The sequence below is a fragment of the Brevibacterium sp. SIMBA_078 genome, assembly GCF_046534565.1.
Lineage (GTDB): Bacteria > Actinomycetota > Actinomycetes > Actinomycetales > Brevibacteriaceae > Brevibacterium.
Genome location: NZ_JAWRYQ010000003.1, coordinates 604639 through 628463, shown reverse-complemented (window position 1 = coordinate 628463; position 23825 = coordinate 604639). Strand labels below are relative to the sequence as shown.

General features: G+C 65.8%; 23 protein-coding genes. 15 read left to right on the top strand and 8 right to left on the bottom strand.

The features are described from left to right. Complete coding sequence (locus SB749_RS14735; RefSeq protein WP_410710953.1) at positions 1 to 1443, top strand: aldehyde dehydrogenase family protein; 1443 nt, start codon at positions 1 to 3, stop codon at positions 1441 to 1443. A gap of 25 nt (positions 1444 to 1468) precedes the next feature. Continuing rightward, the gene (locus SB749_RS14730; RefSeq protein WP_410710952.1) at positions 1469 to 2365 is read left to right on the top strand and encodes an EamA family transporter; all 897 of its coding nucleotides are present in this window, start codon (positions 1469 to 1471) and stop codon (positions 2363 to 2365) included. A gap of 12 nt (positions 2366 to 2377) precedes the next feature. Here SB749_RS14730 and SB749_RS14725 read toward each other — a convergent pair whose 3' ends face one another. Next, positions 2378 to 3355 (bottom strand): universal stress protein, encoded by a 978-nt coding sequence (locus SB749_RS14725; protein ID WP_410710951.1) that lies wholly within the window; start codon positions 3353 to 3355, stop codon positions 2378 to 2380. Between the two features lie 188 nt (positions 3356 to 3543). Between SB749_RS14725 and SB749_RS14720 the strand changes: the two genes are divergently transcribed. Genes SB749_RS14720 through purM form a run of 3 tightly spaced genes read left to right on the top strand, consistent with a single transcriptional unit; the run spans position 3544 to position 6690 of the window. Further along, entirely contained in the window at positions 3544 to 4065 is a 522-nt protein-coding gene (locus tag SB749_RS14720) for a hypothetical protein (protein WP_410710950.1), read from the top strand. 44 nt (positions 4066 to 4109) lie between these two features. Next, a complete protein-coding gene (purF, locus tag SB749_RS14715) occupies positions 4110 to 5591 on the top strand; it encodes an amidophosphoribosyltransferase (RefSeq protein WP_410710949.1) in 1482 nt (493 codons plus the stop codon). A gap of 1 nt (position 5592) precedes the next feature. Next, positions 5593 to 6690 carry a phosphoribosylformylglycinamidine cyclo-ligase gene (purM, locus tag SB749_RS14710; RefSeq protein WP_410710948.1) on the top strand — a complete coding sequence of 366 codons (1098 nt, stop codon included), beginning with the start codon at positions 5593 to 5595 and terminating at the stop codon, positions 6688 to 6690. Between the two features lie 290 nt (positions 6691 to 6980). Here the strand turns inward: purM and SB749_RS14705 are convergent, their stop codons facing one another. After that, positions 6981 to 7190, bottom strand: coding sequence for a DUF3073 domain-containing protein (locus SB749_RS14705; RefSeq protein ID WP_264800667.1), 210 nt, complete (start codon positions 7188 to 7190; stop codon positions 6981 to 6983). 127 nt (positions 7191 to 7317) lie between these two features. Between SB749_RS14705 and SB749_RS14700 the strand changes: the two genes are divergently transcribed. From SB749_RS14700 to SB749_RS14690, 3 genes are all read left to right on the top strand, one after another. After that, on the top strand, positions 7318 to 8133 hold the full coding sequence (locus SB749_RS14700; protein ID WP_172175322.1) for a hypothetical protein: 816 nt from the start codon (positions 7318 to 7320) through the stop codon (positions 8131 to 8133). A gap of 130 nt (positions 8134 to 8263) precedes the next feature. After that, entirely contained in the window at positions 8264 to 8797 is a 534-nt protein-coding gene (locus tag SB749_RS14695; protein WP_410710947.1) for a hypothetical protein, read from the top strand. Beyond that, positions 8794 to 9678 (top strand): hypothetical protein, encoded by an 885-nt coding sequence (locus SB749_RS14690; RefSeq protein ID WP_410710946.1) that lies wholly within the window; start codon positions 8794 to 8796, stop codon positions 9676 to 9678. Before SB749_RS14695 ends, SB749_RS14690 begins: the two co-directional genes overlap by 4 nt. Here the strand turns inward: SB749_RS14690 and SB749_RS14685 are convergent. After that, positions 9675 to 10580 carry a LysR family transcriptional regulator gene (locus SB749_RS14685; RefSeq protein WP_410710945.1) on the bottom strand — a complete coding sequence of 302 codons (906 nt, stop codon included), beginning with the start codon at positions 10578 to 10580 and terminating at the stop codon, positions 9675 to 9677. The genes SB749_RS14690 and SB749_RS14685 overlap by 4 nt on opposite strands. 72 nt (positions 10581 to 10652) lie before the next feature. Here SB749_RS14685 and SB749_RS14680 point away from each other — a divergent pair, with 72 nt between their 5' ends. Then, positions 10653 to 11615, top strand: coding sequence for an EamA family transporter (locus tag SB749_RS14680; RefSeq protein WP_410710944.1), 963 nt, complete (start codon positions 10653 to 10655; stop codon positions 11613 to 11615). Positions 11616 to 11639: 24 nt separating this feature from the next. Next, entirely contained in the window at positions 11640 to 12845 is a 1206-nt protein-coding gene (locus SB749_RS14675; protein ID WP_410710943.1) for a hypothetical protein, read from the top strand. Positions 12846 to 12852: 7 nt separating this feature from the next. Here the strand turns inward: SB749_RS14675 and SB749_RS14670 are convergent, their stop codons facing one another. The 4 genes from SB749_RS14670 to SB749_RS14655 all read right to left on the bottom strand — a co-directional run bounded on the left by SB749_RS14670 (position 12853) and on the right by SB749_RS14655 (position 16259). Next, positions 12853 to 14334, bottom strand: a complete 1482-nt coding sequence (locus tag SB749_RS14670; protein ID WP_410710942.1) for a phytoene desaturase family protein — start codon at positions 14332 to 14334, stop codon at positions 12853 to 12855. Between the two features lie 64 nt (positions 14335 to 14398). Further along, the gene (locus SB749_RS14665; RefSeq protein ID WP_410710941.1) at positions 14399 to 14539 is read right to left on the bottom strand and encodes a hypothetical protein; all 141 of its coding nucleotides are present in this window, start codon (positions 14537 to 14539) and stop codon (positions 14399 to 14401) included. A gap of 26 nt (positions 14540 to 14565) precedes the next feature. Continuing rightward, entirely contained in the window at positions 14566 to 15204 is a 639-nt protein-coding gene (locus tag SB749_RS14660; RefSeq protein ID WP_410710940.1) for a uridine kinase, read from the bottom strand. Positions 15205 to 15233: 29 nt separating this feature from the next. Continuing rightward, entirely contained in the window at positions 15234 to 16259 is a 1026-nt protein-coding gene (locus tag SB749_RS14655) for a RimK family alpha-L-glutamate ligase (protein WP_410710939.1), read from the bottom strand. Between the two features lie 121 nt (positions 16260 to 16380). Between SB749_RS14655 and SB749_RS14650 the strand changes: the two genes are divergently transcribed. From SB749_RS14650 to SB749_RS14635, 4 genes are all read left to right on the top strand, one after another. Continuing rightward, on the top strand, positions 16381 to 16743 hold the full coding sequence (locus SB749_RS14650; protein ID WP_410710938.1) for a VOC family protein: 363 nt from the start codon (positions 16381 to 16383) through the stop codon (positions 16741 to 16743). 47 nt (positions 16744 to 16790) lie between these two features. Next, complete coding sequence (locus SB749_RS14645; protein ID WP_410710937.1) at positions 16791 to 17378, top strand: HutD family protein; 588 nt, start codon at positions 16791 to 16793, stop codon at positions 17376 to 17378. 171 nt (positions 17379 to 17549) lie between these two features. Continuing rightward, a complete protein-coding gene (locus SB749_RS14640; protein ID WP_410710936.1) occupies positions 17550 to 18899 on the top strand; it encodes a hypothetical protein in 1350 nt (449 codons plus the stop codon). Positions 18900 to 19134: 235 nt separating this feature from the next. Next, a complete protein-coding gene (locus SB749_RS14635) occupies positions 19135 to 20613 on the top strand; it encodes a catalase (RefSeq protein ID WP_410710935.1) in 1479 nt (492 codons plus the stop codon). A 176-nt stretch (positions 20614 to 20789) separates the two neighbouring features. Here the strand turns inward: SB749_RS14635 and SB749_RS14630 are convergent, their stop codons facing one another. Beyond that, the gene (locus SB749_RS14630; RefSeq protein ID WP_410710934.1) at positions 20790 to 22724 is read right to left on the bottom strand and encodes an aconitate hydratase; all 1935 of its coding nucleotides are present in this window, start codon (positions 22722 to 22724) and stop codon (positions 20790 to 20792) included. Between the two features lie 231 nt (positions 22725 to 22955). Between SB749_RS14630 and SB749_RS14625 the strand changes: the two genes are divergently transcribed. Next, positions 22956 to 23801 (top strand): DNA-formamidopyrimidine glycosylase family protein, encoded by an 846-nt coding sequence (locus SB749_RS14625; protein ID WP_410710933.1) that lies wholly within the window; start codon positions 22956 to 22958, stop codon positions 23799 to 23801. Positions 23802 to 23825 lie beyond the last annotated feature (24 nt).

Here is a 23825-nt window from a genome sequence, read left to right as displayed (position 1 = left end):
ATGAGCGCACAGATCACGCAGACGACGTCGTTCATCGGCGGGCGGCATGTGCCGTCCCTGCTCACCTACGCCAATATCGACCCGGCCACCGGCGGTCAGCTCGGCGATATCGCCCGCGCCGGGGCCGATGAAGTCGATCGGGCGGTGCAGGCTGCGGCGAAGGCACAGCAGGAATGGAAGCGCTCGAGCCCGGAACAGCGCTCCCGCCTGCTCATCGCCACCGCGGCCGTCATCACCGCCAACCGCGACGATCTGGCCCGCATCGAATCCGAGGACACGGGCAAGCCGCTCACCCAGGCCTATGCCGACGTCGACGTGTGCGCCCGCTACTTCGAGTTCTACGGGCACACCATCGAGTCCTACTACGGTCACGCGATCCCGCTGGCCGAGGACATGCACGTCTACACGCGCCGAGAGCCCTTCGGCGTCACCGGGCACATCGTGGCCTGGAACTATCCGCTCCAGCTCATCGGCCGTGCCGCCGCCACCTCGCTGGCCACCGGCAACTGCGCCGTCGCCAAACCCGCGGACGAGACCCCGCGGTCGACCGTGCGTCTGGCCGAACTCATCCACTCAGTCGGCTTCCCGGCCGGAGCCTTCAACGTCGTCACCGGACTCGGCGCCGAGGCGGGAGCGGCGCTGAGCGCCCACCCCGGTATCGCACATCTGGGCTTCGTCGGATCGACGCAGACCGGTTCGGCCATCGCCCACGCCGCCGCCGATCGGGTCGTGCCCACGGTCCTCGAACTCGGTGGGAAGTCCGCGAACATCGTCTTGCCCGATGCCGATATCGAAGCGGCGATCCCATCGCTCGTGCGCTCGATCATCCAGAACGCCGGGCAGACCTGCTCGGCCGGGTCCCGGCTCATCGTCCACCGCGACATCCACGCCGAGGTCGTCGACAAGATGGCCGCGGCCATGGCGAAGGTGACCATCGGCTACGGCCTCGACGACCCGATGCTCGGGCCCCTGATCTCGACCAAACAGCATGAACGGGTCGGCGGGTTCCTCGCCACAGTCGACTCCGGACAGATCATCACGGGCGGCACCCGACCCGACGGTCTGGCCGACGACCTCGCCGCTGGGGCGTTCATCACCCCCACCATCGTCGACTCCGTCGACCCTAAGTCCCGGATCGCCCAGGAAGAGGTCTTCGGCCCCGTCGTCGCGACCCTGCCGTTCGCCGACGACGACGAAGCCGTGGCGCTGGCCAACGGCACCGACTACGGCCTCGTCAGCGCACTGTGGACGCAGAACATCTCCCGCGCCCACCGCCTGGCCGCCGAGGTCGATGCCGGCCAGATCTTCGTCAACACCTATGGTGCCGGCGGGGGAGTCGAACTGCCCTTCGGCGGGTTCAAGAAGTCCGGCTACGGTCGCGAGAAGTCTATCGAAGCCCTCGACGAATACACGCAGACGAAGACCGTCGCCATCAAGCTGTGACGGTGAGGAAGGGGCCGGTGCGCCGATGACCTTCCCGGTGCTCGGGCTCGTCCTCATCGCCGCCGTCGCCCACGCCGTCTGGAACCTCGCCGCGAAGTCCGTCACCGGCAGAGGCTATGCCTTCGTGCTCGCCTACCACGGGCTCTCGGCGCTCCTGCTCGCCCCGGTCGCGGCCGTCATCATCGCCACCGGCGCGCAGCCGCTGAACTGGGGACTGGTCGGCGCGGCGGCACTGAGCGCGGTCTTCCACATCGCCTATTCCGTGGCCCTGCAGTCCGGTTACGACCACGCCCCGCTGGGCGTCGTCTACCCGACGGCGCGCGGCATCGGGCCGGTCGTGACGATCATCATCGCCGTGGCCTTCCTCGGTGAGCGTCCCACCCTCGCCGAGGCGGTCGGAGCCTTCACCGTCATCGCCGGCATCGCCGTCGTCACGATCCGTCCCCGCGGCGGCGGGGACGGCCCCACGAGCAGCGACGGTCTGCGACGGGGGCTCGCCTGGGGCGGGCTGATCGGGGCGTTCATCGCCTCGTACACACTCTGGGACGACTTCGCCGTGAACCATGTCAGCGATTCCCCGCTGCTCTACTTCGCCGTCTCCGAAGCCTGCGTCGGGCTCATCATGACCGTCGGAATGGTCGCGCTTCCCGGCGGCCGGGAGAAGCGCGCGGACTTCCGCGAGATCCTTTTGAGCCACAAGCGCGCGCTCGTGACCGTGGCGATCCTCTCACCGCTCGCGTACGTGCTCGTCCTCTACGCGATGCAGCAGGCACCAGTGGCGCTCGTGGCCCCCGTGCGGGAGACCTCGATCATCGTCGGCACTCTGCTGGCGTGGTGGTTCTTCGGGGAGAGGAACGTGCTGCTCAAACTCGCCGGTGCCCTGGTCGTGGTCGCGGGCATCGGGCTCATCGCGCTCGGATGAGGGCGCCGCGCCTCAGCGGCGGCGGCCGGGCTGGCGGCGGTTGACCCGCACCACCCGCACCGGGCACACGGCATGCGAGAGCACACCCTGTGACGTCGACCCGAGGATGGTGGAGACGAACCCGCCGCGGCCACGGGAGCCGATGACCAGGAGATCGGCGGTGTACGTGGCCGACACGAGCACCTCGGTGGCAGGTGCATCGAAGATCGAGAACCGCACCTCGAGATCGGGGAAGTCTCCCTTGAGCGACTCGGCAGCAGCGGTGAAGGCCTTCGCCGCCTCGTCGTACATCCGGATGAGATGCTCCTCGCTGGGCATCCACTCGGGCGAGAGGATGTGCGTGGCGGTGACCCCGACGAGGCGCAGCGGAACACCGTAGATCGCGGCCTGAGCGGCCGCGGCACGCAGCACCGGGGTGTCGGTCTCGAAGGGATCGACGGCGGCGACGACCTCACCGGAGAAGTCGGGACGCGACCGTCCGTCCGCCTCGGCGGTGGGGTCATCCGTCGTGCGGACGGGATCGTCGATGGGCAGGGGAGTCGTCGGCATGACCCGGGTCGGCCACGTGCTCGGGACGACGACGGTGGGGCACTGCGAGTGCGCGGGCATCGCCAGGGCCACGGATCCGAGGAGGCGACCGGCGAACCCGCCGCGACCGCGGGCGCCGACGACGGCGAGGGCGGCGTTCTTCGAATGCTCGACCATGACCCCGGAGGCGTCACCGGGCGCGATCGTCGTCGACACGGGAACGCCGGCCTTGGTGACGGTGGCGGCGGCCGCCTCGGCGATGTCTTCGACGGTCTTCTTCACGGCGCTGTCGAAGTCGGCGGGGTAGACGATGTCGGCCTGACTCATATTGACGCCGGGGACGGTGTAGGCGGAGACGATGCGGATCTCGGAGGAGGTCTTCTGCGCATGTGTGATCGCCCACTGCAGGGCGCATTCGGCGTTGTCGGAACCGTCGATGCCGACGATGATCGTGTGGGACATATCGGAACCTCTGTCTTCAGTGACCGTCAATCTGGTTGAGTCCAGCTTAGTTGTGTCCAGTTTATGGGAACTGGCGTGAGACTGCCTGGGAGGAACCTCAGGCTGACTCGACTAGACTGTTCGCGACCTGTTGTTCCGGGGCGATCCCGGCGTTTCATCGGCCTCAGGGCCACGTGTCCAAGGAGATCATGAAGGACCAGATCGACGTCTCCGTCCGTCGCAGCCCCAAGTACTCGGTGTTCATGGGCATCGGCGCGGTGCTCGGCATCGTCGCCGCGGGAATCCTCGCGGTCTTCGTCGACCCGGCCGATATGCCGATGGGCTACACGGTGGCCAAGGGACTGGGCCTGCTGCTGCTCGTCCTCGGGATCGGCGGACTGTTCCTCGGCGGACTCGTCGCGCTCCTCCTCGACTGGAGGGGACGGAAGAAGTCGAAGGAGTTCCGGGTCGGTGCGCAGATCGACATGGTCGACGACCCGAAGGAGATCGCGCGCCGTCGCATCGCCGAAGCCCGCGGGGAGGACCCGGATGCCGACGATGTCGAGGGAGGAGCCGCCTCGGCGAGCCGGGATGGCGCTGTCGATGATGACGTCGATGCCGGACCGGCTGCCGACGACGCCACACCAGCGGCAGAGGATGCTGCGCCCGCAGCCGACGACGAGGACGACGCGGAAACCGGACGGGATTCGGCCCCCGGTTCCACAGTCTGAGCACCGGGTCAGAGCGCAGTTGCGGGTATGAGACAATTTCACTCGTGGCAAGAGGAGACGGGCAGCTGACGCACGAAATCGACCCCCAGGACCGCGGACCGCAGGATGAATGCGGTGTGTTCGGAGTCTGGGCCCCCGGCGAGGAAACCGCCAAACTCACCTACTTCGGGCTCTATGCCCTGCAGCACCGCGGACAGGAATCTGCGGGAATCGCTGCCAGCAACGGCAAGCAGATCCTCATCTACCGTGACATGGGCCTGGTTTCCCAGGTCTTCCATGAGCGCGATCTCGAGCTTCTGCAGGGCCATATCGCCGTCGGGCACACGCGGTATTCGACGACCGGATCCCCGTCGTTCGAGAATGCTCAGCCCACTCTGGGGCCGACGCCGTTCGGCACCGTGGCACTGGCGCACAACGGCAATCTGACGAACTTCGACGCTCTCGAAGCCATAGCCGATGCCCGCCGCGACCACGCGACGAAGGTCGTCGAGGAGGCCACGAAGAAGTCGGCCCGCACCCGGCCCTTCCGTGATTCCTCGAATGACACCTCCCTGGTCACCGAGCTCTTCGCGACCGAAGACGGAGAGAACCTCACCGAGGCGGCGCTGAGTCTGCTGCCGCATGTCGAAGGCGCGTTCTCGCTGGTCTACATGGACGAGCACACCCTCTACGCCGCCCGGGACCGGCACGGGGTTCGGCCCCTGTCGCTGGGCCGGCTGGAGAACGGCTGGGTCGTCGCCTCGGAGACCGCGGCACTCGACATCGTCGGTGCGAAGTTCGTCCGCGACATCGAACCCGGTGAGCTCATCGCCATCGACGAAGACGGTCTGCGTTCGCACCGCTTCGCCGAACCGAGCCAAGCTCGCTGCGTCTTCGAATACGTCTACCTCGCGCGTCCCGACAGCAAGCTCAACGGCAAGAACGTCCACGCCGCACGGACCCAGATGGGCCGGCAGCTCGCCGAGGAATACCCGGTCGATGCCGACCTCGTCATCGCCACTCCCGAATCCGGAACCCCGGCGGCCGTCGGCTACGCCGAAGCCTCGGGAATCCCGTTCGGCCAGGGGCTGATGAAGAACGCCTATGTCGGACGCACCTTCATCCAGCCTTCGCAGACCCTGCGACAGCTGGGCATCCGCCTCAAGCTCAACCCGATCCGGGAGAACATCGAAGGCCGACGCCTCGTCGTCGTCGATGATTCGATCGTGCGCGGAAACACCCAGCGGGCGCTGGTGCGCATGCTGCGGGAGGCCGGAGCGGCAGAGGTCCATGTGCGCATCTCCTCCCCGCCGGTGAAGTGGCCGTGCTTCTACGGCATCGACTTCGCGACCCGGGCCGAGCTCATCGCCAACGGGCTGACGACGAACGAGATCTGCGAGAACCTCGGCGCTGACTCTCTGGGCTATATCTCTCTGGACGGCATGATCGCCGCCACCGAGCAGGAGCGCAGCCAGCTGTGCACCGCCTGCTTCTCGGGCGAATACCCGATTCCCGTCAACAACACCCCCGCCGACAAAGGATGCTGAGTTGAGTTCCGACGCGAACCCGAAGTCCACCACCTATGCCGCCGCAGGCGTCGACGTCGAGGCCGGAGACCGCGCCGTCGAACTGATGAAGGCCGCGGTCTCGGCCACTCACAACTCCTCGGTCGTCGGTGGGATGGGCGGATTCGCCGGACTCTTCGACGTCTCCGTGCTCAAGGACTTCGAACGTCCGCTGCTTGCCTCGTCGACCGACGGAGTGGGCACGAAGGTCGCCATCGCTCAAGCCATGGATAAGCACGACACCATCGGCTACGACCTCGTCGGCATGGTCGTCGACGACATCATCGTCTGCGGTGCCCGGCCCCTGTTCATGACCGATTACATCGCCTGCGGCAAGGTCGTGGCCGAGCGCATCGCCGATATCGTGCGCGGAATCGCCGACGCCTGCGCCTCGGCCGGTGTCGCACTGGTAGGCGGCGAGACCGCCGAACATCCGGGACTGCTCGGGGCCGATGAGTACGATGTCGCCGGTGCCGCCACCGGTGTCGTCGAGGCTTCGAAACTGCTCGGTCCGGAGAAGGTCCGCGCCGGGGATGTGCTCATCGGTCTGCCGTCCTCGGGCATCCACTCCAACGGATATTCCTTGGTCCGCCACATCATCGCCGAGGCGGGATGGGGCCTGGACAAGCATGTCTCGGAATTCGGGCGCTCCCTCGGTGAGGAGCTGCTCGTTCCCACTCATGTCTACACCGGAGAGCTCGCCGCTCTCTTCGACGCACTGCCCGATGCGGTGCACTCGGTCTCGCACGTCACCGGCGGAGGACTCTCGGCCAATGTGGCCAGGGTTCTTCCGCAGGGTCTGGTCGCGAAGATGTCGCGTGCCTCGTGGGAGGCCCCGGCGGTGTTCTCCGTGCTCGGCGACCTCGGCGGAGTGCCGCAGGACGACCGCGAACGCACCTGGAACCTCGGCGTCGGCATGGTCCTCGTCGTCGACGCGGAATCGGTCGACGGTGTGCTCAAGGCGAGCCCCGGAGCCTGGGTGCTCGGCGAAGTCGCTGCCGATGACGGTTCTCTGGCGACCGATCCCTACTATGTGCAGGGCGCCAAGGGCGTCGACGGGGGCGCCGCGATCCTGCAGTAAGGCTCGTGCGGCTCGCGCGGCGGCTCAGCAGCTCTCAAGCGGCTGGCCTGGTCGCGGGGCATCCCTCACCCGTACTCTCACACCCTCGTGTTCCTGCACGGGGGTGTGCTGCTTGCGGTGTGTGATGGACGCGGGAGTGGAGGAATTACACTCAACGGTGCGTGATGCTCCTCGGTCACAGCCGCCTCGGCGGGCACGCGACCGTCAGCGCGCACGACAGAGGGCGGGGACCGAAGTCCCCGCCCTCTGTGCGTGTCAGATCAGCCGTGTGTGGCTGGACTCATCCCAGTTCAGCGCTCGTACTCGTCGTCATCGTCGACGTTGTACTTGTCGGCGTAATCCGAGTAGTCGGGTTCATCGTCGTACGGATCGGACGGACCGGACTTGCTCGCGTCGGCGCCCAGCTCCTGCTGGAGTCTATTAAGGTCGGTATCCGGGCTGTAATACTTCAGCTTCCGAGCTACCTTGATCTGTTTTGCCTTTGCGCGGCCGCGACCCACTGGCGTGACCCCCTCCGTCGTCAATGGGGCCGATTGCCCCGGACTAGATCTCTGCTATGCGCTTAAATCCTACCTGTTCATACTGGGAAGTTCCATTTTGTGAGTGGACCTTGGATAGGCTGAACCCATGGCCTACCGTCGCGATTATGTCGTCACCCTTCGGATCTTCGAACCACTTGTGGTGCATTCCGAATTGCAAGACAGGCAGGTGGAGGACAACCGGTCACGCATCGAGGAGCAGATTTCCCACGACGCTGACAAGCGCTTGATCTCCCTGCCGCCTTCGCCCGTGGCTGATTCCTTTCGGCGCACTCCGATCTACCTTCCGGCGTCTCAGACCGCGGACGGGGTGGACCGTTTCTGCCCTGCTCAGGAGGACATCCGCGGGTGGGAGGCGCTCGATTCGCTGGCCGAGCACACCTCGAAGGCGACCTTGGACATCGTCGCTCCGAAGTCCGCTCGGCGACGTGCCGCCAGCCGTCGTGCGGAGTGGCTGCAGGATGCCAAGGACACGCGGATCTTCACCCGTGTCTCGGCATGGGACGTGCCGCCGTCGTGGTGGCTGTTCTTCTCCCTGACCGAGGATCAGATCATCACCGAGGAGACCGACGAGGGGCTCCGGGTGCTCATCCGCACGGACATCCTGGCCGCCTCGGCGCGCATGGAATGGGCCTCGGAGACGATCGCGGACACCTCGAAGGTCGTCGATATGGTCGAACAGACCTCGGTTCTGGCCGAGTGGATCGACACCTTCGACATGAACTCGGTCCTCGAACTCGACCTCGGCGGGATGTCCGATGTGCTGTGGCCGAGCGAAGCTGCGGAACTCGTCGACTCGTGGGTCACGGCACTGAGCAACAACGATTCCGAGTCCGCGGTCGCCGCCTTCCAGAAGTATGCGGCCGGCTGGGAGCAGCTCAACCTCTACGCCCGCAGCTCCTGACCCCAATTACTACCTGACGGGGGCTGAGCAACCTGGCGCCAGGTTGCTCAGCCCCCGTCAGGTAGTAATTAAGGGCGGATAGGATTGTCTGCGAACGAGCCGCACCCGAGAGGACGAGTCCCGCAAGCGTATGGAAGAGAAGAAGCGCCGTCTCCTGACGAGCCAGGATCCCGCCGCTCAGGGGCCTGATCCCGCCCGGTCGAAACTCTCGACCCCGGTGAAACCGCTGTCGAAGGTCTCCATCGGCTGGCGCATCGTCGTTCCCGCCATCGCCTTCGTCATCCTCACCTGCGGACAGTTCCTCAACACGAACGACTTCTTCCCGCTCGGATCGCTCACCCAGTACGCCACCGCCAAAGACCTCAACGGGACCGTCAACTCCACGTGCATCGAAGCCCAGTTCCCCGGCGAGGACGAACCGCGCCGCCTCGGGTTCAACGCCGCGACCGTCGGCATCGAACGCGGTGACGTCGAATCCCAGCTCGACCGGGTCATCGCCCACCCCGAACTCCTGCACTCGATGGCCGACTCGTACATCCGGCTGCACCCGGATGAACCGAAACCCGAGACGATGATCCTCTGCCGCACCACCACACAGCTGCAGAACGGCCTGGCCGTCGGCGAACCCGAACAGACGACGCTGGCGACATGGGAGGTCCGATGAGCGGCAACCCGACTTTGAGGTCCACCCCCACCGAGGCGGCCCCCACGAATCCGTTTCTCCGCTGGTTCATGCCCGAGGTCCCCTTAGCCCGGGTGGCCGTGTTCCGCGTCTTCATCTACCTCTTCATCATCATCGATGTGCTCACGATCTCCGGTGACGTCATCGCCCACGGCTGGACGCCCGAGTTCTACCAGCCGCTGTGGCTGGCGAGGTTCCTCCACATCCCCGCCGTCAGCGTGCTCGGCGCACAGATCCTGCTCACCCTCATCATCGTCTTCTCCCTGCTTGCCGCCGCCGGAATCCTCCAGCGCCTCAGCGGCTGGGCCGTCGCGCTCAGCTTCGGCGCATGGATGTTCTACACGCAGGGCTACGGCTACGTCGCCCACGATCATATGGCACTCGTCATCGCCGCCTTCGTCCTGCCGACGATCGGAACTGCGCGCTTCCGGGACGTCGGCACCGCCTCGGCGCGGGCCGGCTGGGCGCTGCGGATGGTGCAGATCGCCGTCGTCCTCACCTACTTCTACTCGGTGGTGATGAAGTGGATCGCCTCGGGCAACATCACCCACTGGGCCAACGGCGCGGTCATCATCTGGGCCCTCATGCGCCGGGGCGCCGAATGGTCGAAGCCGTTCCTCGAATTGCCCGGCCTCCTCATCGCCGCGCAATGGGCGACACTCGTCTTCGAGTTCCTTTCGCCCGTTGTGCTGTTCCTCAAGCGCAAGTGGCTGTACGGGGCCGTGGCGTTCTTCTTCCTCTTCCACCTCATGACCTACCTGGCGCTGGGCATCCACTTCCTGCCGACCGTCATCTGCTGGGCGGCGTTCCTGCCCCTGGAGAAGCTCGTGCCGAAGCGCTTCACCAGCATAGGCACCGCCTAAACCGCGGCGTCGTCGACCCGGCTGAGCGCGCTGATCACAGCACGTACTGCGACACGTTCGGCCGTGTCCGGACGCAGCACGGCTACGATCCAGCGTGTCGTCGTCACCCCCGTCAGCGGCACCAGCGACAGTCCCGCATCGCGCGGCGTCGTGAACCGGGGGAGGAGCGCGACCTGGTCCGAGGAGGCGACGATCGCTTCGATGAGCCGGTTGTCCCGGATGCGTTGGACGACGTCGAGGTCGCGACCGGTGAGATGCTCGATCGAGGTGAGGATCGTGTCGAAGGGGTATCCGCGGGGCACTCCCACCCAGCGACAATCGACGACATCGTCCGGGGTCAGCTCGGCGCGATCGGCGAGCCGATGGTCGATGGCGAGGGCCACGTCGATGGGTTCGCGGGCGAGCGGGACGACGGTGAGCCCGTCGGTGCCCAGGGGTCGTTCGGCGACGAGGCTGTGTGCGACGACGATATCGACATCTCGGGTCAGTCCCGCGAATTCGTGCTCGGCGAGGTCGACATCGTCCATGCGCAGATCGATGTGCGGGTGGTCTCCCCGCAGCCTGCGCAGTGCATCGGGGAGGAGGTGGGTGAGGGCGCTCGGCAGCCCGGCCAGGGTGATCTCTCCGACAGCTTCGCCGAGGTGGCCCTCCCATTGGGCCTGCACCCGGGCGAGCGTGCGGGCCACGTCCCGACCACCGTGGGCGAGCAGCCGTCCCGCGGCTGTGAGCGTGAGTCCGCGACCGGCGGGCTCGACGAGAGCGTGGCCGATCTCGCTCCCGGCCTGCCTCAGCTGCTGAGAGACGGCCGACGGGGAGCGATGGGTGACATCGGCGACGGCGGTGACGCTGCCGTATTCGTCGAACAGGCGCAGCAGCTCGAGATGTTTCGGATCAATGACCATGAAGTCATGCTACAGAGTCGATGAAGCACTCTGCGATTGTGCTTCATAGTTGTTGCGGTTGAGAATGGGGCCATGTCGTTCAAGCACTGTCTGCTCGCCGCCTCGGTAGCGGTGATATGGGGACTGAATTTCCTCGCCATCGATCTCTCCCTGGCCCAGTTCCCGCCCTTCTTCCTCGTCGCTCTGCGCTTCGCCCTGCTCGCGGTCCCCGCGCTGCTCTTCGTACCGAAGCCCGACGTCAAAGCGCGGTGGATCATCGGCTACGGACTCGGCTTCGGACTGCTGCAGTTCCTCTTCCTCTACTGGGCGATGGCCGCCGGCATGCCCGCAGGCCTCGCCTCCCTCGTCCTCCAAGCTTCGGGCCCCTTCACGGTGCTGCTGGGCATGACGTTTCTGCGCGAGAGGGTCCGCGGTTCGCAGATGGCCTTTCTGCTCGTCGCGATGGCAGGGCTCGCCGTCGTAGGCTGGCAGCGCTTCGACTCGAATGCGAGTCTCCTGCCCTTCCTCCTCACCCTCGCCGGGGCTTTCGGCTGGGCGATCGGCAACATCTGCAACCGGCAGGCTCACACCACCGAGCCGATCAAGCTGACGATGTGGATGTCCGTCGTCCCACCCCTGCCGATGCTGGCGCTCTCCCTCGCAGTGGAAGGACCTGGGAGGGTCGGGGCGTCGTTCGCGGGGCTGACTACCCCGACCGGACTTCTTGCCATCGCTGGCCTGATCTACACCACGGTCGTCGCGACGATCATCGGGTCGGGGCTGTGGTCGTGGCTGATGTCGCGCAACCCGGCCGGCGTCGTCGCACCGTTCTCGATGCTCGTTCCTGTGGTCGGGATGAGCGCGGCGTTCGTCTTCCTCGGCGAGCGAGTCAGCCTCGGGGAGCTGTGCGGAGCCGTCCTCGTCATCATCGGGGTCCTCGGAGCGGGCCTCAAGGCTGCGAAGGGGGCCCGAATTCTCGCCGCCGCCGAGGTTGCCGTGCCGGTGAGTGCGCGAGCGGAGGATTCCGACGCCAGCGATTCCATCAGGACCAGTTGACGGGCATTCGCGTAGCCTGAGGTCATGACCGCCGATGATGCGCCTCCGACTCTTCATGACGACCGCCTGTCCGTCGAGGATCTGCTCGCGTCCCCGCGGGGACGCTCGCTCGTGTTCGGGCTGGCTCTCGAGCAGGTCGAGAGTCTTCCGTGGACTCGCGATGAAGAAGCCCCAGGTGTGGAGGCGGTGGTGCGCAATCTGAGGTGCCTGTGCCCGGTTGCGCCGACTTGGAGTGTTGTTAAGGAAGCCATATCTGACGTAGTCGACGCTGCAGTGTATTGGCAGCCTCCTGATGATGACGATTGGGGGACCGCGGAAATCGGCGAGGTTCGTGAGATTCTGCGTCCCTTCGCCGAGACGCTCGTTTCCACGGGCTTGCTAGATGCCTGGTCGAAGCCACTCGATCCCGATGATCAATGGGCGCTGGCCTGGGACGACAAAGATCTCAACGAAGTCAATGGACGCCACACAGAACTGCCCGCGGTCTTCGACCTCGAGACGGGCCCGACGGATGCGAGCATAGAAATCACGCTGACCGATCTCTATCCTCCTCTCGACGGGCTCGGAACGAGGCTTGCCTGGGGTTTGAGCGAGTGGCTCGCAGATGTCCTCACTACTGAAACTGAGTACCGTCACGATTTCGCCAAGAACCCGTATATGGAGCTCTCCGGCGAATGGTGGTCGACCCCACCCCACGGTCTCTGGGGGTCGACGGGAACGTGGCCGGATGGGACTCTGATCGGCGTCGAACTCGTCGAGGACGATTTCGGTCTCGAACGTGCCCGAGCCTGCCGTCTGAAACTGCGCCCGGATGCCCGCATCGCCGAGATTCGCGGACCTGAGGATTGGGCGGATCTGTGCCGGCGCTATCCGCTCGACGTCACCGCGCAGCGCCGCCACGTGTGGTTCGAGACCACAGGGCGCAAGGGTCGTTGGGTCATTCCCGATTGGTCACGGGCGGCCGAGGAATTCGACGGTGTACACGTGGGTCTGGCCGGCTATCTGCGCGCGGCCGGTGCGGTCATCGATGTGGCGGAGGGCCGCCTCGGCGAGGAACCGGAGACCGTCCCCACGGCAGGTAACACGGACGATCGGACAGCGAGTGTCCTGGCGGGCTGGCACCCGGATACGACGTTCTGGCTGAACAACGTCATCGAAGCCGTCACCGAGGTGGCCGAATGGCGCTATGACGGCGACGCTGATCGGTGGGTGCGGGGCAGAGTCAGCTGAATGAAAGTCAGTCGCCCGGCGACAGGCTGGGCGCCTCGTCGATGCCGAAGCGGGTCTTGAGAGCCCGACGGGCGGCGAACCAGCCGTTCATTCCGTGCACGCCCGGGGCCGGCGGAGTCGCCGCCGAGCACAGGAACGCGCCGGGCACGCCGAGGCTGTAAGAGTCCCAGGTCAGGCGGGGGCGGGCCATCATTCGGTAGAAGGACACGACGCCGGTCGCGATGTCCCCGCCGATGTAGTTCTGATTGTGTCCGGCCATCTCCGATGCGGGGATCGCGTTGTGGGCGACGATGCGGTCGCGGAAGCCCGGGGCGAAGCGTTCGATCTGCCTCGTGACGTATTCCGTCGGGTCGAGCGGGCAGTCGAAGGGCACGTGCGCGTACGTCCACAGTGGGCGCAGGCCATTCACCTCGCGTGATGGGTCGAACACGGTCGGGTCGGAGACGAGGCACACGGGATCGGCCGGCATGCGTCCGTTCGTCACCTGTGCCTCGGCGGCGGCCATCTGCGCTCGTGAACCGCCCACATGGATGGTCCCGGCGCGGCCCACCTCGGGGTCGGACCAGGGGACCGGTCCGTTGAGGACGAAGTCGACCTTGGCCGCGGCATTGCCCTGTTTGAATCCCCGCAGGCTCTTGTCGACCTGGGCCGGCAGCAGGCCGGAGAAGATCTGCGCCGCACCCAACGCCGAGGTGTCGAGCAGATAGGCGCGGGCCTTGGGCAGGTCGGTGACGTGGGCGACCGGGGAGTCTGCGTGCACGGTGCCGCCATGGGCTTCGAGATCGGCGACGAGGTGGTCGATGATCGCCTGGGATCCGCCGACGGGACCCGGCCAGCCGCCGGCGTGGGCGACCGTGGAGAGCATCGTGGCGGTGGCAGCCGTGCCCATCGCCGGCAGCCCGCCGATGGCATGTGCGGCGACCCCGGTGAACAGGGACTGCGTCGACTCATGGGACAGCGGAATGTTCCAAGCGGGGCTCGCCTGGCTAAGCAGCCGAAGACCGAACTTCACGATGTTCGCGACGCCTGGAACGTCGCGCAGGGTCTCGGGCACCGAGCGTTTGTCACCGAGGGAGAGCCAGATCGCGTCATCGACACGTTCGAGGAGCGGGGCGAAGAATCGCCGCCATTCCGGGCCTGCCTCGCCGAGGCGGTCGGCCGTTTCGTCGAGATCGTGGAATGCCAGCGCGGCGGGTTTGTTATCCAGCGGTTGGGCGTAGGAGATATCGGGAGTCGTCAGCTCTATGCCGCGAGCGCGCAGGTCGAAGTCGACGAAGAAGGGACTGGCGATGGCCAGCGGGTGGACGGCCGAGCAGATGTCGTGAGTGATGCCTGGGGCCAGTCCGAGGTCGAGGGTGCGGGCACCGCCGCCGATCGTCGGCTGAGCTTCGAACACTTCGACGCTCAGCCCGGCGCGGGCCAGGGTGACGGCGGCGGCCATGCCGTTGGGACCACTTCCGACGACGACTGCATCAACACCAGTGCTCATGAGGCCAGTCTAGGGGAGTGGGGTGGGCGGTCGCGGTGTGCAGTCTCGGGAGGCTGAGTGCGGCTCAGCTGCCGTACGCGGTGTCGAAGAAGGCGCGTTCGAGATCGACGGCCTCCGCCCATTGCCGGCTGGTTGATCGCAGCAGTGCCGATACCACTCCGTCAGCGGCCACGGTGATCGACGTGTCCAAGTCTGTGGTGGTCATTGCGATTCCGCTCCCTCCGCCGGTGCTCACCTGTTCAGGTGCGGCCGATCCAGATCGCGATTGTCGAGCACCCATGTTGCCTTCTCCCACGGATCTGCCTCGGAGAAGTACAGTCGTTGACCGCCGACATAGCGATGATTCGATGTGGCCTCGGGATCGGCGTCGAAGGCTCCGGCAAACCGGTCGTTTCCTCGTGGGACCGAGACTTCGAACGGAACATCGACCCACACACTCGCATCCCAGAGATCCACGAGCTCGGGCCGGTGGAGGAAGATTCCCTCGATGAGGAGGACACAGTCGTTCGGCAGACTCAGAGGCTCCGGAGCAATCGGCCGATCCGCCTCGACGTCCCACACAGCTGGAACGATCGAGCCGCCTCGTCGAAATGGTTCGACGACGGAATCGACGAATGCTCCGTAGTCATAGGAACGGCGATAGAAGGTGTCGGGCCCCTTGCCTCGGGCGTAGCGGATCGCCCGAGCGTGGTGGAAGCCATCGATGCTGATGGCGGTGACCCGGCGGTCGGAAATATGTCCAGGAACGTTCGCAACGGTCTTGGCCAAATTCACGAGCTCGTGAGCGAGCATTGTCTTCCCGGCCCCATCGACCCCATCGAGGGCAATGAGCGCACGTTGCCCCTGCCGGACTGCGCGGAGCTCAGCCAACAGGTGTAGTAGGACCGTGTCCCGGGACCTCACCGGGCTGTGGACCCGGCGGGGGAGACCGACTGTGGGGCCGCCTCGGCGAGGGTGTCGGCGATGAAATCGGCGATACGGTCCGCGGCAGGCTGACGACTTGCCGACTTTTCGGCGGACTCGACGGACGGGTTGTAGTTCGTGTTCGTGTTGATGTCGTAGACGACCTGACGGCCGTCGGCGGTCTCGATGAACTCGATGCCGGCGATCTCGATGCCGAGGTCGGCCAACAGCGTCTCGAGCCGGGCGATGAGCGGTGTTCCGGCCGTGATGTCCTCACGGCGGGCGAACTGGGGGACCGCCTCGACGTCGGGATCGGCCCCGGCACCCGGGATCGCGCAGGCATCGGCCGGGCACAGTTCGAACGATCCACCTGAGACGTCGACGCGCACCGCATAGTGGAAACGTCCGCCGATGAACTCGGCACGGGTGATGAACGGCTGGGCAGGCTGCACATACTCTTGGATGAGGGTGATGCCGTCGATCGGCGCGTTCGCGCCACCGGGTGCGAACTCATCGGCGGCCGCCTCGAGCTCGGCATGGGAGTCGAAACGACGTACACCGAGGCCCTTACCGCCCTGATTGTGCTTCGTGATGAATGGGGGAGTGAAGCCGGCCGCGGCCTCGACGAGCGCTCGCGGTCCGAACGCGGCCGCGGTGCGCGGAACGTCGAAGTCCCGGCCGGCCAGCTCGCGATGCTGACGGACCTTGCTCACCTCGAGCTCGTAGACGTCTCGTCCGTTGATGAGCCGGCGGCCGGCGGCGGCGAGCCAGTCGAGGACGGCACGCCCGTACTCTTTCACATGCGGATCGGTGCGGGTGTGCGCCGACGCCGACAGTCGTGACCAGAACAGACCTTCTGGTGGTTCGGCTGCGAGGTCGATCGTGGTCTCGGGCAGAAGCCATTCGACATGTGCGACACCGAGGCGGTCGAGCGCCTCGGTGAACGGGGCGATCCATTCCGGATTGTCGTGGATGATGTAGACCGCCGGATCACCGGTGACGGGCAGGGCATGAGAACTCATCGCGAACCTTCACTATGGGGAGCCGATGCGGACTGCGGACGCATCGGCGGATCTGCTCAACAATCCTACTCCCCGGCGTCCAGCCCTTCGCCGTGTCAGTGCGGCGGCGTAGACTCGGGACATGGCTATCGCAAAGCAGCCCGTTGTCGTAATCGATGCCCCTGACGCCCGTGAACTCGCGGAGTTCTACGGGCAGCTCCTCGATTGGAAGGTCGCGGTCGAGGAGGACGGCACCTGGGCGGAAGTCACCTCCGATTCCTGGCCCCCGCTGTGTATTCAGCAGGTCGAGGACTATCACGCGCCCAGCTGGCCTGGTCAGGCTCACCCGCAGCAGATGCACCTCGACGTCATCGTCGACGACCTCGATGTTGCTGAGGAGTCCGTGCTCGAGATCGGTGCGGGCAAAGCTCCCGAACAGCCGGGAGAGACGTTTCGCGTGTTCCTCGACCCGGCCGGTCACCCGTTCTGCCTGTGCAAAGGATGACCACACCATCACCGAGGCGGCCCCACCCGCCCGTGGCGCGCTGAGTCATGCGGGCGCTCGCCTCCTTCGATGACCGTGATCCTGTCCCGTGGGCCAATGGTGCCGGTCAGACCACTGAGCTCGTCTCCCTGCCTGACTCCGCGCAGCTGACTCCGGGGCTGCGTCCTTGGCGGTTGAGCATCGCTCGACTCGAACATGTGGGCCCGTTCTCAGCGCTGCCCGGAATGGCGCGCACCTTCCTCCCCACCGCCGAGGTGGTCCTGGAGATCGACGGAATCGTGCACCCGGTGCCGGCGTTGCGCCCGGAACACTTCCACGGAAGTCAGGACGTGAGCCTCGTCGAACTGGCAGCGCCCTGTTTCGCCGTCAACCTCATGGTCGCCGACGACGGTATGGACGACTCCGCTCACGACACCGGCACGGGCGCGGGCAGCGAAACCGAATGCGCCTGCGGCGAGCTGCAGATGAGCATAGGTGAGCAGTTCCCGGCCAGCAGATTCCGGTTTGTGCTCGCTCTCGAAGCGGGGTTGGATCTCCCGCATTTTCAGCTGCTCGAACTCGAGCCGGACGAGGATGCGCCAGAGGAGGTCTCGGTGGCCGTCCTCCACTCCGAAAGTGGCGACGCGCACATCTGAGAAATCGGTGAGAACCTACTGTAGTGGGCGACACATTCCTGCGTATCGTCCCAGGTGATAGTGTCGTTTCCGAGCATTTCCATCAGGCCTTTCTCAGTTTCGGACGGGAAGTGTCAGGATGCCCGAACGTGCACGTTCGAGAATGGTTCTCCACCGGATTTTGGAGGAACTTTGACGGTCGGCGACAGCAGCAAGGACAGACAGCACGAGCACAACAACGAAACTCGTCTGCCGGAGCATTCCCAGACGCTGCCGCTGATCACCGAAGAGATCGTCAGTTCCCACCCGGCCCCCGCGGCCGAGCCCACCGAACACGTCGTCACCAAGGTGATGCCGCCCAACCCGATCCGCCACGATGGCCAGGCCGCCCAACAGCAGACGAAGACGTTGCCGGACACAGGCGCTGGTTCACAGACGCCTGCTTCGGTCACTTCTGCCTCCCCGACCGCCGTCGCCGAAGCGGCAGAGACGGTCGAGGACGAGAAAGAGGAGAAATCCTCAGAGGGCCGGATCTCGGCCACTCAGCTGCTGGCAGGTGCCGGCGCCGCGGCGACCTCGTCGGTCATCGGCGGTCAGCTCGGTGTCGCCGGCACGGTCGTCGGCGCCGGAGTCGCGAGCATCGTCACTGCCCTGGCGGTCACCCTCTATGGCCGCAGCCTCGACAAGGGCAAAGAGAAGATCCAAGAAGTCGGGTCCAAACTCGCTCCGGCAGTCAAAGCGAAGATCGCGAAGCACCCCTCCGGAAAGAACACTGCCGTCGATCCCTCGCTCGCCGAGGATTCCGCCTTCGCCCCGCCGGAACCGACAGCGGGCAATGCGAACGCGACGGCCGCCTCGGCGCCGGATGAAGGGAAGTCCGAGGCCGGGGACGGTGATGGCAGCGAAACCGAGAGCCGAGCCCGCACCTGGTGGCAGAAGCTGCGCCGCAAGCGGGTCCTCTATCCGCTGACGATCGGCGTTGCCGCCTTCGGGATCGGACTCGGCGCGGTCGTCGTGGCCGAGAACTTCACCGAAGCCGATATCTCACCGGGCACCTCGCAGATCTCACGATCGGTGACCGGGCAGTCGACGAACGACGAATCCGTCACCGACGACGGGACCTCGGATTCCGGAACGGGAGGGGACGAATCGTCGAGCGGATCCGGTTCGAACGCCGACGCCAGCCAGGGCTCGTCGAGCAGCGGATCGACCACGCAGAACGGTCAGTCCACCTCGGCGGGGGAGACCGGCACCGAAGGTGCGACAGAGGGCCAGAGCTCACAGGGCTCGGAGACAACGACGGGCACGAGTGACTCCACCGGCGACTCGACGACCACGGACGGGACCGATGCGAGCAGCGGTTCCACCTCGACCGACGGCACCGGCAGCACCGGGAACACCAGCGGCAGTGCAGGCTCGGGGTCGGGATCGGACGGCTCGGGCAGCGGTTCGGGCGGTGGTGCGGCAGGCTCCGGCGATTCCGGAACCGGTGGATCGACGGGCGGTTCTGGCGGCGGATCGGCCGCCTCGGCGGAGGGGTGAGCCGACCAACACCGGGAGCGGGAATTTAGACAGCCGACCCTGGGTTGTACATGGCAGAGAACATCGTTAAGTTGAAAGTGACTCCGACGAGGTTCCGCCGAAGTCGGGAAATCGAGATCAGGCGAACGGCGCTCAGCCGGTCGATCAGCTGCACCGGCGGGAAGCACTTCTCACCGGTGGCAGTGATCGTTGACTGAATGTCGACGCCTGAAATCAGACGGTTGAAGGAGATGTGATGACGCAACATACAGATCATGAATACGCCGGACACGACAATAGGAAGGCCTCGACGACCGAATCCGGTGCGCCGAGGGAATCGGACGCTCACTCGCTGAGCGTCGGCGCGAACGGACCGCTGCTGCTCCACGACGTTGCGCTGGTCGAGAAGCTTGCTCGCTTCGACCGTGAGCGTGTGCCCGAGCGCAGCCCCCACGCCAAGGGATCCGGCGCTTTCGGTGAGCTCGAAGTCACCGAAGACGTCTCCAAGTACACGAAGGCTGATTTCCTGCAGCCGGGCAAGAAGACCCCGATGCTCGCCCGCTTCTCCACCGTCGCCGGTGAACTCGGCTCGCCCGACTCCTGGCGTGACGTGCGCGGATTCGCGCTGAAGTTCTACACCGAAGAGGGCAACTTCGACATGGTGGGCAACAACACCCCCGTGTTCTTCGTCCGCGATCCCATGAAGTTCCCCGACTTCATCCACTCGCAGAAGCGCACCCCCGATTCGGGTCTGCGCAGCAACAACATGCAGTGGGACTTCTGGTCGCTCTCGCCCGAGTCGGCTCACCAGGTCTCCTACCTCATGGGACCCCGCGGCCTGCCCAAGAGCTGGCGCCACATGAACGGCTACTCCTCGCACACCTACATGTGGGTCAACGCCGAGGGCGAGAAGTTCTGGGTCCAGTACCACTTCCACACCGACCAGGGCGTGGAGAACATGAGCAACGAGGAAGCCGGTCGGATGGCCGGCGAGGACGCGGACATGCACCGCCGCGACCTGTTCGATGCCATCGAGCGCGGGGACTACCCGTCCTGGACCTTCAGCGTGCAGATCATGCCGTACGAAGAGGCCAAGGACTACCGCTTCAACCCCTTCGACCTGACCAAGACCTGGTCGAAGAAGGACTACCCGCTCATCAAGGTCGGCAAGTTCACCCTCAATGAGAACCCCTCGAACCACTTCGCACAGATCGAGCAGGCTGCATTCAGCCCCTCGAACACCGTGCCGGGAACCGGTCTCTCGCCGGACAAGATGCTGCTGGGCCGCGTGTTCTCCTACCCGGATGCACAGCGCAACCGCATCGGCACGAACTTCAACCAGCTGCCGGTCAACGCTCCTGTCACGAAGACGAACTCGTACGACAAGGAAGGCCAGATGCAGTACCACCACTCGGGTAATGCACCGGTCTACGCCCCGAACTCGTACGGACGCTCCTACCAGGACGAGCAGGGCCCGGTCGACAACGGCTGGGAAGCCGACGGCGAGCTGGTGCGCAGCGCCTACAGCCTGCACGCCGAGGACGACGACTTCGGCCAGGCACACACCCTGGTCCGTGAGGTTTACACCGAGGAGGAGCGCCAGGGTCTCATCGAGACCGTCGCCGGCGCACTCTCCGACGGAGTCGAGGAACCGGTGCTGTCGAACGCCATCCAGTACTGGAAGAACATCGATGCCGAAGTCGGCGCAGCCATCGAGGCCAAGGTCAAGGGCTGAACAGCCTGAGATCTTGAGCGCCTGACCGCTCGGAGTTCGGCACGAGACGGCGGCCCGGACACTATTCTCTTCGGAGGGAAGTGTCCGGGCCGCTGTGTCTTTCCCAATTGCTACCTGAGGGCGGCCCAGCAACCTCGCGCGAGGTTGCTGGGCCGCCATCAGGTAGTTCGTGGAGTTCAACTGAGGTGGGCGGCGCGTTGGGCGATGCGACCGCCGGCGAGGACCATCTCGACCTGACGCGGCGACAGGCCATGGCGGAACTCGAACTTTCGGCCGGCCGCCTCGGCGGTGATCGTCGTCCCTTCGCCGAGCTCATCGCGCAGACCACGGAACTCAAGCACATCACCCTGAGACAGGGATTCGTAGTCGGCGTCGTTGGTGAATTCGAGGGCGAGGACGCCGAAGTTCGCGAGGTTCTGCCAATGGATCCGCGCCAACGACTTCGCCACCACGACCCGCAGTCCGAGATAGCGCGGAGCGATGACCGCATGCTCGCGAGAGGACCCCTGACCGTAGTTGTCCCCACCGACGATCGCGTGCCCTCCGACGTGGTCGGCGGCACGGGTGGCATAGGTGTCATCGACCTGGATATAGACGAACTCGGAGATCTTCGGGATGTTCGACCGATACGGCAGAACGCGGGATCCGGCGGGCATGATCTCATCGGTGGAGACGTTGTCGCCGACCTTGAGCAGGATCTCCAGATCGATGTCATCGGGCAGCGGTTCGAAGTCCGGCAGGGTCGAGATGTTCGTTCCCTTCACGAGCTCGACCGACCGGGCTTCCTCCGGTCCCAGCGGTGGGACGAGCATCTTGCGGTTCGCGGAGTACTTCTCGGGTAGCCGCACCTCGGGATAGTCCATGTCGAGATCGCGAGGATCGGTGATCTTCCCGGTCAGCGCGGCAGCGGCTGCGGTCTCCGGCGAGCACAGCCACACGGCGTCCTCGTCGGTGCCGGACCGGCCGGGGAAGTTGCGCGGCATGGTGCGCAGACTGTTGCGCCCGACCGCCGGCGCCTGGCCCATGCCGATGCAGCCCATGCAGCCGGATTGGTGAATCCTGGCCCCGGATCCCACCAGTGAGGTCAGCCATCTGCCGGCGATGAGGTCGGCAAGGACCTCTCGTGAGGTGGGGTTGATGTCGAGCGAGATCTGCTGATGAATCTGGCGGTCGGCAAGTGTTTCGGCGACGACGGCGAAGTCCCGCAGCCCTGGGTTCGCCGAAGAGCCGACGACGACCTGGAAGACGTCCTCACCGGCGACCTCGCGCACCGGAGTGACGTTGCCCGGAGACGACGGCGCGGCGATGAGCGGTTCGAGCTGCGAGAGGTCGATTGTGTCGGTGAGATCGTATTCCGCGCCTTCATCGGCTTCGAGGCGGGTGAAGTCCTCGCCGCGGTCGACGGCCTCGAGGTAATCGCGGACAGCATCGTCAGCCGGAAAGACCGTGGCGGTGGCGCCGAGCTCGGCACCCATATTCGCAATCACGTGACGATCCATGGCCGTGAGATTCCGCAGCCCGTCCCCGTGGTATTCGATGATCTTTCCGACTCCGCCCTTGACGCCATGGCGACGCAGCATCTCGAGGATGACGTCCTTGGCTGAGACCCAGTCGGGCAAGGTGCCTGTGAGTTCGACGCCCATGATCTGCGGGGCGCTGATGAAGAGCGGCTCACCAGCCATGGCCATGGCGATTTCAAGTCCGCCGACGCCGATGGCGAGCATTCCCAAAGCGCCGGCGGCGCAGGTGTGGGAGTCCGAGCCGATGAGAGTCGTCCCGGGCTTTCCGAACCGGGACTGGTGGACGGGATGGGAGACGCCGTTGCCGGCAGGGGAGAACCACAGTCCGAAGCGTGCCGCCGCCGACCGGAGGAACTCGTGGTCCTCAGGGTTCTTCTCATCGGTCTGCAGCAGGTTGTGATCGACGTACTGCACGGACAGGTCCGTGCGGATCCGGTCGAGGCCGAGCGCCTCGAGTTCGAGCATGACCAGGGTGCCCGTCGCATCTTGGGTGAGCGTCTGGTCGATCCGGATCCCGAGTTCGCTTCCGGGGGTGAGCTCCCCGGACTCCAGATGCGATCGGATGAGCTTCTGAGCAACGTTCTCAGCCATTGTCCGCCTCCTTCGGCAGTCAGGGATCCACCGAAACCACACGGCTTCCGGTGGTCAATCCACGCTAGTCCTCGACCGACGGGTTCTCAAGGTCCGTCGCATCGGCCGACCGGCAATGAGGGTCTCAGAACTACCTGACGGCGGCGCAGCAACCTCGCGCGAGGTTGCTGCGCCGCCGTCAGGTAGCAATTGGGGGTGTTGAGATTGTGGGGTGTGGAGGATACTGGGATTATGCCGGAGCTGCCCGAGGTCGACGCGCTGGTCGACTTCCTGCGTCCGCGGCTGGTCGGGGACTTCGTCACCCGTGCGGACATCGCCGAACTCAGCCTGCTCAAGACCGTCGACCCGAGCATCGATGCGCTCGCCGGACTTGCCATCACCGAGGTGGCTCGCCGTGGGCGAGCCCTCGTCTTCGGGTTCGACGGACTCAACCTGGTCTGCCGTTTCGCCCGAATGGGCTGGCTGAACTGGCACGACACCGCACCGAGTGGTCCGATCCGGATGGGCAAAGGGCCGCTGGGAATGCGCGTGAGACTGGCCTCGGGAGCCGCCTTCGACCTCATCGAACCCGGGTCGAAGAAGAACGCCGCCGTGTCGCTCGTCCGCGACCCCTCCGAGGTGCCCGCCCTTGCATCGCTGGGCCCCGACGCCCTGAGCCTCACCGTCGACGGCCTCGCCGCGGCACTGTCGGAGTCGACCTCCCGAATCAAAACGGTCCTCGAGGATCAGAGAATCATCTCGGGCCTCGGCAACGCCTATACCGATGAGATCCTCCACGCCGCCCGGCTCTCCCCGTTCGCGACCGCGAAGACCGCCGACCCGCAAGCGCTGCACAACGCCATCGCCGAGGTGCTCGAGACCGCCCGCACCGCCCTCATCGGCCTGCCGCCGGGCAGGATCAAAACCGCGAAGAAGCGCGGATTCTCCGTTCACGGCCGCACAGGTGAGACCTGTCATGTCTGCGGGGAGACCATCGCCGAGGTGTCCTTTGCCGACAAGTCCTTCCAGTACTGCCCCGGCTGTCAGACCGGCGGAAGAAAGCTCTCCGACCGTCGCATGGACCGCCTCCTCAAGTGAGGCGCCGGCTCAAGTGACGGCTGA